Source organism: Pseudomonas sp. JQ36, from assembly GCF_053851495.1.
In genome coordinates this window covers 4,996,940-5,008,321 of record NZ_CM132642.1, presented here as the reverse complement: position 1 = coordinate 5,008,321, position 11,382 = coordinate 4,996,940, and the positions used below count along the sequence as shown (strand labels likewise).

Sequence of the window (11,382 nt, the reverse complement as noted above, 5' to 3'; positions counted from 1 at the left end):
TTGGAAGGTTATAAGTGCGCTCAGCGCAGCAATGAAGATCCAGTGTGGGAGCGGGCTTGCTCGCGAAAGCGGTGGGTCATTCACCCTATGCATGACCTGACACGACGCCTTCGGGAGCAAGCCCCCTCCCACAGTGATTCGGTGTGTATCAGGGCTGCGCGGCCAGCCACGTCTCGTCGCAACACGCCTTGAGCGTTTCGCGCAGCCAGCGGTGCGCCGGATCCTTGTCGAAGCGCGGGTGCCAGGCCTGGGTCAGCATCAGCGTCGGCAACGGGATCGGCAGGTTGAACGAGCGCAGTTTCAAGCCGAGTCGGCGCACGCTGAGCAACGCTTCCTTGGGCACCGGCAGGATCAGGTCGGAATCGGGCAAGGCAAACATCGCCGCATGGAAACTCGGAGCGATCACCGCCACCCGCCGCTCCAGGCCCAGGGCGTTCAGTGCAGTGTCGATAGGCCCGCGAGCAATGCCACGACGGGACATGCTGATATGCGAGTAGCCGGCATAGCGCTCGGCGGTGATCTCGCCGTCGAGCAACGGATGATCCTCACGCACCAGACCGACGAAATGCGTGGAGAACAGGTTCTGCACTTTGACTTCCGGGGTTACCGGACGGGTGTTGCTGACGCTCAGATCAATCCGCGCTTCACGCAGCGCTTCATCGTCGCCATCACCCTCGGGAACGAAGCGCAATTCGCAGTGCGGCGCTTGCTGGTCGAGGGTATCGAACAGCTTGCCGCCGTACACACCGACGAAAAAGTCGTTGGCGCGGATGCTGAAACGCCGGCGCAGGGTGCCAAGTTCCACATGGTCGGCAGAGCGGAACAGCAGCGCCGCCTGCTCCACCACATCGCGCACCTGCTCGCGCAGCTCGAGGGCTTTGGGAGTTGGCACCAGGCCGCGACCGGCGCGTACCAGGATCGGGTCGCCGATCGCCTCGCGAATGCGCGTCAAGGTGCGGCTCATGGCGGCTGGGCTGAGGTTCATTCGCCGCGCGGCGCCGACCACACTGCCCTCGTCGAGCAGGGCGTCGAGGGCGACTAGGAGGTTCATATCCGGGAGTTGCATGCAGAACACTCGTGGCTGATCTGGATTGACCCGGGTGCAATGCTAGCAGAGCTACATGCACGAAAATCAACGCGAGGGCTTTATCTCAAAGTGTATTTCGTCAATACGATCTGCAACGGGATCAGGCGAAACCGTGCTGATTGGCAGGCAATCGCGAAGCTCAAGACTTCTTTTGTCAGGCAGCGTGACGTTCTGAAGGAGTCTAGGAGGTCGCTTGCCAAAGAAAAGAATGGTCTCCGGAATAATGGGCGCTACCGAGATACGGCGCTGTTCAGGTCCTACAAACAGAACCTGGAATTTTTCGGGGTCAACACCGGCGCAATTGAACTTGGAACTGAAATCTGTCATGTGCGCGACCCTGTACAAAATTTGTTCGCGCCGGGCTGCGTCTGAAAACCACTGGTGAACACAAAACGCACTTATGCATGTCATCACGCAGATTACGAAAGCCCCAATAGCACCCTCAGGCTCGCTGCCCCGCATGGCACCGATGCAATAGATAGCGCTTACACATGAGCCTATAACCAACGGCCAAAACAGAAAGTACGCAAGATGAAACGCTATACCGGCTGACAGTGTCATTGGCAACGCCGATGCATCGAATGCAAAGATGTTGTTTATGTCACTTAACGCGTTTCTTCTGGCGAAGAAGGTTGCAACTCCAATCAAAACTATCCAGAAAATAGCAGCGGACGCGTAATTGAGTAGTGGTCGCAGAATTGTTTGCTCAATCAGGAGAGCAATAGCAAAAAGCGCTGTGCCCATGGAGAGGCACATCACAGACAAAAACCATTCTGGTGTTAGCCCATCGCTGTTGGCGATCATAATTGCGATTATGAGAAGTGCCACCGACAGAGCTAGAACCCAGCCTACAACGCCTGATTGCGGCTCTTTACCTTTGGATCGACCCACTGAAAAATCCCTTTGAATTGTCGTCTTTGATGCCGATTTAACGGCCACAAGGGATCAAACTTTACGACCTGAAAAGACCTCTTGAAACATTTCCGGCCAGTGATTTGGCTCAGCGCTGCATGCCCCAACGCTTCACCGTCACCCGCTCCAGCGTATCGAACACCAGATTCTCCACCAGCAACCCGATCAGGATCACCACCGCCAACCCGGCAAACACCTTGTCGGTGTACAGCTCGTTACGATTCTGGAAGATGTACCAGCCCAACCCGCCCTTACCGCTGGTGGCACCGAATACCAGTTCGGCGGCGATCAGCGTGCGCCAGGCAAACGCCCAGCCGATTTTCAGCCCGGCAAGAATCGACGGCAGCGCTGCCGGGATCAGGATGAACAGCACAAAACGCATGCCCTTCAGCCCATAGTTGCGCCCGGCCATGCGCAGGGTTTCCGAGACACCGAGAAAACCGGCATAGGTGTTCAACGCCAGCGCCCACAGCACCGAATGCACCAGCACGAAAATCAGGCTGTTCTGCCCCAGCCCGAACCAGAGCAAGGCCAGCGGCAGCAAGGCAATTGCCGGCAGCGGGTTGAACATCGAGGTCAGGGTGCTCAGCAGATCGCGACCAAACTGCGTCGACACCGCCAGCGTGGTCAGGGCGAATGCCAGCACGATGCCGATCAGGTAACCCTTGATCAGCACCACCAGCGATATCCACACCTTGCCCAGCAACTCACCGCTGAGCAGGCCGTCGTACAACGCATGACTGGTCTGCAGAAAACCTGGCAGCAGCAGGTCGTTGTTTTGCACCCGGGCGATCACCTCCCAAAGGATCGCCAGCAGAATCAGGATCAGGCTTTTGCGCAGCCAGCCCTGTTGCCACAGGCGTTGGCCCAGCGGCAATTCGCGCTCGAGCGGCACGCTGGTCAGTGGCTCAAGGACCGTTTCAAACTCTTGTCGTACAGACGATGGTTGGCTCATCGGGCAATCCTCCAGAACGCTCAATAAGCGATACGAATGTCGTTGAAGTCATGGTCACGCTCGGTTTCCGGCGACTGGCCTTCATCGAACAGCAAACGGTGAATGCGCCGCGCCGATTCCTGAAACGCCACGCCGCCGAGGCTTTGCAGATCGTATTGATGGCTGTGCACCTCAGCGCGTACCCGCCCCGGATGTGGCGACAGCAGCAGGATGCGATTGCCAACCACCAGCGCCTCTTCGATCGAGTGGGTGACGAACAGCAAGGTGAAGCGCACCTCCTCCCAGAGCAGCAGCAACTCTTCCTGCATCTTGCGCCGGGTCAGTGCGTCCAGCGCGGCGAACGGCTCATCCATCAAAAGGATTTTCGGCTGCATCGCCAGCGCCCGGGCAATCGCCACCCGCGCCTTCATGCCGCCGGACAGGGTGTGGGGATAGGCATCGGCGAACGCCGCCAGCCCGACCTTTTCCAGATAGTGCAACGCGCGTTGTTCGGCGTCTTTTTTGTTCAAGGTTCGCGAGGCCAGCAGCGGAAACATCACGTTCTGTTTCACGGTTTTCCACGGCGGCAGTTGATCGAACTCCTGGAACACCACGATCCGGTCCGGACCGGGTCCATCAACCCGCTGACCTTGCAGGCGAATCTCGCCTTCACTCGGGGCAATGAACCCGGCGGCTGCTTTAAGCAAAGTCGACTTGCCGCAGCCGGACGGGCCGAGCAGGACGAAGCGGTCCGCCGGATCGATTTCGAAACTGACCTGATGCGTGGCCCGCACCACCCGTTGCGGGGTGCGGTATTCGAGGCTGACGTTATCCACCGCCAGCAGCGCTTGCGTACTGGCGATCGGGTTGCTGGCCGCGTGGCCTTGCAGCAAAGGGGCATTCATCTCGATCAGCTCCCTTGCAGCGGTTTGGCGTCCTGGAAGAAGTAGTCCTTCCACGACTCCGGTTTGTTTTTGATCGCACCGACGCGGTAGAGGAATTCGGCCAGTGGATAAGTATTTTTCGGCGTGACGCTGAATTCGAATTGCGGGTTGTCGATGATCTTCAGCAGCTCGGCGCGGTCGATCCTGGCCTTGGTCACGCGGATGTAGGTGTCCGCCGCCGCGCCCTTATCGTTCTGGGCAAATTGCGCGGCTTCGGTCAGCGCTTCGACGAAGGCTTTGTAGGTTTTCGGGTTGTCGTTGCGGAATTTCTCGGTGGCAAACAGCACCGTCGGCGAGTTCGGGCCGAGAATGTCGTAGGAGTTGAGCACCACGTGCACGTTCGGGTTCTGCAGCGCCTGATCCTGGAACGGCGGGTTAGAGAAATGCCCGGACAGCTCGGTGCCGCCGGCGATCAACGCAGCGGTCGCATCCGGGTGCGGAACGGCGATGGTGTACTTGTCGAGGCGATTGAACTCCTTGTCACCCCACTGCTTGGCCGCGGCGTATTGCAGGAAGCGCGACTGCACCGACACGCCCACCGCCGGCACCGCAATGCGGTCCTTCTCGGTGAAATCGGCAATGGTTTTGACCTTGGGATTGTTGCTGACCAGGTAGTACGGGAAGTTGCCGAGCGAGGCGACGGCTTTGACGTTCTGCTTGCCGTGGGTGCGATCCCAGATGGTCAGCAACGGGCCGACGCCGGCGCCGGCAATGTCGATAGAGCCGGACAGCAGCGCATCGTTGACCGCCGCGCCGCCCGAGAGCTGCGTCCAGTCGACCTTGATGTCGATGCCTTGCTGCTTGCCGTACTTCTCGATCAGACCCTGATCGCGCACCACGTTGAGCAATAAATAGACAATCCCGAACTGTTCGGCGATGCGGATTTCACCTTCGGCGTGGGCCACGGTCGGCGCCACCAGGCTGCCGGCAAGCAGGCTGAAACCCAGGCCGATGGCCGCCGCCAGCGGTGCAAATGGAAGACGTTTGGACATGATCGAATCTCCGGCAAATCAGAAAGGCGCGTCGCCCTGAATGGTCGTGCGATACAGCTTGCGGCGTAGGTGCGCGGGGCAGCCGGCGGCGAGGTGGATCAGCGAACGGTTGTCCCAGAACACAATGTCGTGAGGCTGCCACTGATGGCGGTAGATGTTTTGCGGCAGCACGCTATGGGCGTAGAGCTCGGCGAGCAGTTGCTTGCTCTCGTCTTCCGGCAGGCCGACGATGCGGGTGGTGAAGCCTTCGCTGACGAACAACGCCTTGCGGCCGTTTTCCGGATGGGTACGGACGATCGGGTGCACCACTTCGGCGACCTGGGCCAGTTGTTCCGGGGTCAGGGTCGGGCGCCAGTTGCCTTCGAATTTGGTCTCGCTGTAACGCGCGGTGTAGGAGTGCGCAGCGGAGCGCCCTTCTACGGCTTTACGCAGCGCTTCGGGCAGATTGTCCCAGGCTTTGTGCATGTCGGCGAACAGCGTGTCGCCGCCCTCGGACGGCAACTCCTGGGCATGCAGCATCGAGCCGAGACTCGGCAGCTCTTTATAGGAAAGGTCGGAGTGCCAGAACTTGCCGGCATCGCCGAGACCGATGTTCTGGCCGTTCTCGACAATGTTGGAAACGATGAGGATTTCCGGGTGATTGGCCAGCAGGAACTGCTTGAGCACGTGAGTCTGCAACACGCCGAAACGACGGCTGAAATCGATCTGCTGTTGCGGGGTGATGCGCTGGTCGCGGAAGACCACGACGTGGTGATCCAGATGCGCGCGATGAATGCGTGCGAAGTCCTGGTCGTTCACTGGTCGGGTCAGATCCAGGCCGATGATCTCGGCACCGACGGCACCGCTGAACGGACGAATTTCAAAGCTTTGCGGCGCGGCGGTCGCGGCGCTTGGGGTGGCAGTAGCTGCGGACATCTTTCAATCTCCCACGCACGGCGCGCTCACAGGCGCGCACGTCGATCAGACACTCACGCTGGATTGCGTGTCGGTTCAGGTCGTGCGGCGCGCCGATTGGTCGGCAGGTACGCAGGTGGATGACTTTAAAGCTATAAGAACTGGAAATTAAATACCGTTAATGAATAACGATATGGCGGATGGTGAGGAATGGACTGGATGGTGAGTGACGATTTGTGTCACTTACTGACAGGAGTGTGGTGATGGGTCTGGCCCCTTCGCGGGCAAGCCCGCTCCCACATTTGGTCTCCAGTGGACGCAAGTTCTGTGTCCGACCGAAATCCACTGTGGGAGCGGGCTTGCTCGCGAAGAGGCCAGCCGCCGCGCTGAAGATCTAGCGCTCGTGCAACGCCTCGGCCCGCGCCCGAATGATCGGCTTGAGCAGATAGCTCAACACCGATTTCTTGCCGGTGATGATATCCACCGACGCGACCATCCCCGGAATGATCAGCAACGGCTTTTCATCAGTGCCCAGGTGGCTGCGCTCGGTGCGCACCTTGATGATGTAATAGGTGGTTTTCTTGTCTTCGTCGGTGATGGTGTCGGCGCCGATCTGCTCCAGTTTGGCTTTCAGCCCGCCATAAATGGTGTAGTCGTACGCGGTGAATTTGACAATCGCTTCCTGCCCCGGATGGAGGAACGCAATGTCCTGCGGACGAATCTTGGCTTCGACCAGCAAGGTGTCATCCAGCGGCACGATTTCCACCATGTCGCTGCCCGGCTGGATCACGCCACCGATGGTGTTGACCAGCAACTTGTTGACGATACCGCGCACCGGCGAGGTGACCAGTGTCCGGCTGACCCGGTCTTCCAAGGCCTTGCCGGTGGCCTGGGCCTTGTTCAGGTCGGTGCGGGCTTCATTGAGCTGAGTCAGCGCTTCGCTGCGGAATTTACCGCGAGTCTCGTCGATCTTGCGCTGGACTTCCTTGATTGCCGATTCGGCGCGCGGGATCGCCAATGTGGTGGCGTCGAGCTGACCACGGGTTTCGACTTCGGCACGCTTGAGTCGCAGCACTTCAACAGGTGACACCGCGCCCTGCGCCACCAGCGGCTCGGACATGTTGATTTCCTGACGTTGCAGGCCCAGTTGCTGGCGGTATTGCGCCTGTTTGGAGCTGAACTCGCGCAGCTCCTGCTGACGCTGGATCAACTGTTCCTGCAAACCACCGATCTCGTCGTGCAGTTGCTGACGCCGGCTGATGTACAACGATTCTTCGCTTTTCGCCTGACCCGGCACAGCTTTGAGCACGTCTTCCGGGAAATTCAGCGGACGGTCATCGACCTCGGCGCTCAGGCGTTCGACGCGCAACAGCATCGACAGTCGATCAGCTTCGGTTTCGCCGACGTTGGAAGCAAACCGCGTGTCGTCCAGGCGAATCAGCGGTGCGCCGGCCTCGACGATCTGACCTTCCTTGACGAACATTTCCGAGACGATCCCGCCCTCAAGGTTCTGGATTTTCTGGATCTTCGACGACGGAATTGCCTTGCCGTCGCCCTTGGTCACCTCGTCGATAACCGCGAAGTTGGCCCACAGCAGCAAGAACAGGAAGAAGCCGATGATTGCCCAGATGGTCAGGCGCACGACGCGCGGGGCGTCCTCGATCAGCGCCTTGTTGACCTCCGGCAGCGGCTGGCCCTGCAGCGAGGCAGAACCCTTGAAGTAGCGACGGATCGACTCTTTGACACCCGACTTAAGCAACACTGATCTGCCCCTTCTTCAACGCTTCCATCACGGCGGCTTTCGGGCCATCGGCGAGAATCTGTCCACGGTCGACCACCAGCAGGCGGTCGACCAGCGACAGCAGCGAGGCCCGGTGCGTCACCAGCACCACGGTCTTGTTTTCAACCACGGCAGCCAGGCGTTGCTTGAGGCGTTCTTCGCCGGTGTTGTCCATGGCGCTGGTCGGTTCGTCGAGCAGCAGGATCGGCGGGTTGAGCAGCAGCGCCCGCGCCAGTGCAACGTTCTGCCGCTGGCCGCCGGACAGGTTCTGCCCGCGCTCGCCGACTTGCAGTTCATAGCCTTGCGGGTGCAGACGGGCGAATTCGTGCACGCCCGCGAGTTCTGCGGCTTGCAGCACCAACTCGTCTTCGACATAACGTGCGCCGGAGACCAGATTGTCGCGCAGGGTACCGGCCAGCAGCTGGATATCCTGCGGCACGTAGCCGATGTTGTAGCGCAGTTCGCTGACGTCGATCTGGCGGATGTCCACGCCGTCCACCAGCAATGCGCCGTCGTCCGGTTGGTACAGGCCGACCAGCAGTTTCGCCAACGAACTCTTGCCCGAGCCGCTGCGGCCGATGATGCCGATCTTCTCGCCGGGACGGATCACCAGGTTGATGTTCTTCAGCGCCGGGTTCTGCTGTTCCGGGTAGGTGAAGTTCAACTGACGGCACTCGATCGCGCCCTGCAACACCTTGCGGCTCAGCGGACGCTCTTCGAAATTGCGCTCCTGCGGCAGCTCCATCATCTGGTCGACGGAAGTCATGGTTACCCGTGCCTGCTGGTAGCGGGTCAACAGACCGGACAGCGACGCCAGCGGGCTGAGCGCGCGGCCACTGAGCATGTAGCAGGCAATCAGACCGCCCATGCTCAGATTGCCGGCGATGATCTGGTACACGCCGAAGACGATCATGATCACCCCGGCCAGTTGCTGGATCAGCAGGGTGATGTTCATCGCCAGACCGGAGAGCATTTTCACTCGCAGCTCGAGGCGGCTAAGGGTGCCGATGGTCTGTTCCCACTGGTATTGGCGTTCGCTTTCGGCGTTGTTGACCTTCACCGCATCGAGGCCGGCGAGGGTTTCGATCAGGCTCGACTGACGCTCGGCGCCGAGGGCCATGGTGCGCTCCATGGTCGCGACCAGCGGTTTCTGCAACGCGTAGCCGATCAACAGCGCGATCGGGAACGCCAGCACCGGAATCCACACCAGATGCCCGCCGAGAATCGCGATGACGATGAAGATCAGGATGGTGAACGGCAGGTCGATCAGGCTGGTCAGGGTCAGCGAGGCGAGGAAGTCGCGCAGGCTCTGAAACTCATGGATGTTCTGCGCGAAGCTGCCGACCCGCGCCGGGCGGTACTTCATGGCCATGCCGACGATGCGCTCGAACAGCGTCGCGGAGATGATCAGGTCGGTTTTCTTGCCGGCCAGGTCCAGGCACAGGCTGCGCAGGCTTTTGAGGATCAGGTCGAAGATGTAGGCACCGGTGATGCCCAGCGCCAGCACCCACAGGGTCGCTTCGGCCTGGTTCGGCACCACGCGGTCGTAGACGTTCATCACGAACAACGGCGCGGCCATGGCGATGATGTTGATCAGGAAACTCGCGGCGATCGCATCGGCATACAGCCAGCGTGAACGCTTGAGGGTGTCGCGAAACCAAGAGCGTGCACGCGGGATCAACGTGCCGTGGTTGACGTCGAATTTGTGCTGCGGCTGAGCGAAGAACACTTTGCCGGTGTAGTCGTCGGCCAACAGTTCGCGGCTGACCACCGATTCGCCGCCATCGCTTTCGCTGAGCAGCACCCGGGCTTCGTTGTCGCCTTGCCAGCCGAGCAGAACAGCACTGCGGCCATCCTTGAGCAGCAACAGCGCCGGCATGGCAATCGCCGGAATCTCTTCCAGCTTGCGTTGCAGCACCCGCCCCTGCAGCCCGGCGCGAGCCGCTGCGCGGGGCAGCAACTCGATACTCAGGCGCTGCTTGGGCAGCGGCAAGCCAGTGGTGAGCATCGCCGCACTGGCGGGTTTCTGGTGCAGCATGCACAGAGCGAGCAGGCCATCCAGTAACGGATCGTCGTGCATCGCGCGCGGATCATGAATGAGTTGAACTCGACTGACTTCTGATTCCACGCTCGGCACTCTTGGCTAACAATTGAACAATGAAGGTTCTGCTCAATTCATACCGGGCAGTTGAACCTTCGGCTTCACATCGTTCTGCACGACGGATGCCAATGGTGCGACCACTCCCTGGCTCTTGAGCAACTCGCCCATGGTCGCCTTGATTCGATACTGAGTAAATAACTGAATGTTCTTGATTTCGGCCAAACGGCGCGAAGCGGTGAACAACTCGTTTTCGCTGTCGAGCAAATCGAGCAGGGTGCGCTCGCCGAGGCTGAACTGACGCTGGTAGGCGGTGCGCACGGAGGTGCTGTGATCAACGTACTGCTGAGCAATCGGCACCTGCGCATTGGCGTTGTTCAGGGCGTTCCAGGCCAGACCCAGCTCTTCGTTCAATTGACGCAGGGCGTTGTTGCGGATGTCCAGCGCCTGGTTCGACAGGTACGACTTGGATTCAAGGTCAGCCTTGTTGCTGCCGCCGGAGTACAGGTTGAAGCGCATGCGCAGCATCGCCTGCCACTCGTTGTTGTGGCCGTTCTGACCGTCGAGATCGTTGTCGGCGGTACGCCCCAGCTCGGCGTCGAAACGTGGGTAGAACGTCGACTTGGCGGTTTCGTACTGCTTCTCGGCCGCAGCGATGTCGGACTCGGCCGAGCGCAGGATCGGACTGTTTTCCAGCATCTGCTGGCGCGCTTCATTGAGGTTGGCCGGCATCATCGCCATGAACGGCGCCGGACGCTCCAGCTGGTCTGGCATCTGGCCGACGGCACTGAGGAAGTTGGTCTCGGAGTCGGCGAGGTTGGTCTGTTCGGTGATCAGGTTGTTGCGCGCCTGAGCCATCCGCGCTTCGGCCTGATCGAGGTCGGCACCACTGCCGACGCCGCGCTGGGTGCGCAACTGGATCTGGTCGTAAATGCGCTGGTGGCTCTTGAGGTTTTCTTCGGCCAGACGCACGAATTCGCGGCGGGTCAGCACGTCCAGGTACACCTGGGCGACGGTCAGCGCGGTGCGCTCGGAAGTGCCGAGCAGCGAGTAGGCGCGTGAGTTGACGGTGGCTTGTTGACGCCCGACTTCGCTCGACGTCGCAAAACCGTCAAAAACCATTTGCGAGAGACGTAAACTTGACTCGCTGCGGTTCAAGGTTTGCCAGTGGTTGCCGCCACCGTTGGCGCGGGTGGTCACGCTGTCGGTGCCCTCACGACCATAACCGCCCAGCAGATCGACCTTGGGCAGGTATCCCCCTTTCGCTGCCTTTAACTGATAATCCGCGGCCAAACGACTGTTGACCCCTGCCTGGATTTCCGGATGGACATCCAGTGCCTGCTGCATGGCTTCTGGTAAGGATTGTGCTTGTACAAATGAGGCGGCGAGGGCGAACGGTAGAGCCTTGAACAGGTGCAAACGCATGGTAAAGATTTCCCAGGACTTCTTGTCTTGAATCACAGCAAAACGTGCTGCTGCGTCGGATGATTGGCAACCGGAATGACCGTATGTCGGAAAGTTCAAAATAGGAACTGGATCACACGCTAAGGGACAGGTCGCCGCGGAAATATCAATGTGACATTAGTGGGGCGATTGTTTAGGATGGCACCCAGAAGGTCAATAGTTTGGCATAAAGTTAATAGCGAAAGAATCTAGCCAAAATATTGACGAAAAGCAGCGTCAAACTTGATTCGCAAATTTTAAAAGTACGTCCAGACTGAATCGGCGCCGAAGCCATCAG

The 11,382-nt window shown here is 59.7% G+C and carries 9 protein-coding genes; all 9 read right to left on the bottom strand.

Annotated features, from left to right (window positions below; translation table 11 throughout):
* Nucleotides 1-148: 148 nt before the first annotated feature.
* On the bottom strand, nt 149-1,066 hold the full coding sequence (locus tag ACS4NR_RS22585) for a LysR family transcriptional regulator (protein WP_456018382.1): 918 nt from the start codon (nt 1,064-1,066) through the stop codon (nt 149-151).
* Between the two features lie 66 nt (nt 1,067-1,132).
* Nucleotides 1,133-2,026, bottom strand: a complete 894-nt coding sequence (locus ACS4NR_RS22580; protein WP_456018381.1) for a hypothetical protein — start codon at nt 2,024-2,026, stop codon at nt 1,133-1,135.
* Nucleotides 2,027-2,087: 61 nt separating this feature from the next.
* On the bottom strand, nt 2,088-2,954 hold the full coding sequence (locus ACS4NR_RS22575) for an ABC transporter permease (RefSeq protein ID WP_095137828.1): 867 nt from the start codon (nt 2,952-2,954) through the stop codon (nt 2,088-2,090).
* A gap of 20 nt (nt 2,955-2,974) precedes the next feature.
* Entirely contained in the window at nt 2,975-3,838 is an 864-nt protein-coding gene (locus tag ACS4NR_RS22570) for an ABC transporter ATP-binding protein (protein ID WP_456018380.1), read from the bottom strand.
* A gap of 5 nt (nt 3,839-3,843) precedes the next feature.
* Nucleotides 3,844-4,869, bottom strand: a complete 1,026-nt coding sequence (locus ACS4NR_RS22565; RefSeq protein ID WP_456018379.1) for an ABC transporter substrate-binding protein — start codon at nt 4,867-4,869, stop codon at nt 3,844-3,846.
* A gap of 18 nt (nt 4,870-4,887) precedes the next feature.
* The gene (locus ACS4NR_RS22560; RefSeq protein WP_456018378.1) at nt 4,888-5,784 is read right to left on the bottom strand and encodes a TauD/TfdA dioxygenase family protein; all 897 of its coding nucleotides are present in this window, start codon (nt 5,782-5,784) and stop codon (nt 4,888-4,890) included.
* 373 nt (nt 5,785-6,157) lie between these two features.
* Complete coding sequence (locus tag ACS4NR_RS22555; RefSeq protein WP_027611115.1) at nt 6,158-7,525, bottom strand: HlyD family type I secretion periplasmic adaptor subunit; 1,368 nt, start codon at nt 7,523-7,525, stop codon at nt 6,158-6,160.
* The gene (locus ACS4NR_RS22550) at nt 7,515-9,671 is read right to left on the bottom strand and encodes a type I secretion system permease/ATPase (protein WP_095137824.1); all 2,157 of its coding nucleotides are present in this window, start codon (nt 9,669-9,671) and stop codon (nt 7,515-7,517) included. The genes ACS4NR_RS22555 and ACS4NR_RS22550 overlap by 11 nt, the downstream gene beginning before the upstream one ends.
* Nucleotides 9,672-9,713: 42 nt before the next feature.
* Nucleotides 9,714-11,066, bottom strand: a complete 1,353-nt coding sequence (locus tag ACS4NR_RS22545) for a TolC family outer membrane protein (RefSeq protein WP_456018377.1) — start codon at nt 11,064-11,066, stop codon at nt 9,714-9,716.
* Nucleotides 11,067-11,382: the final 316 nt, after the last annotated feature.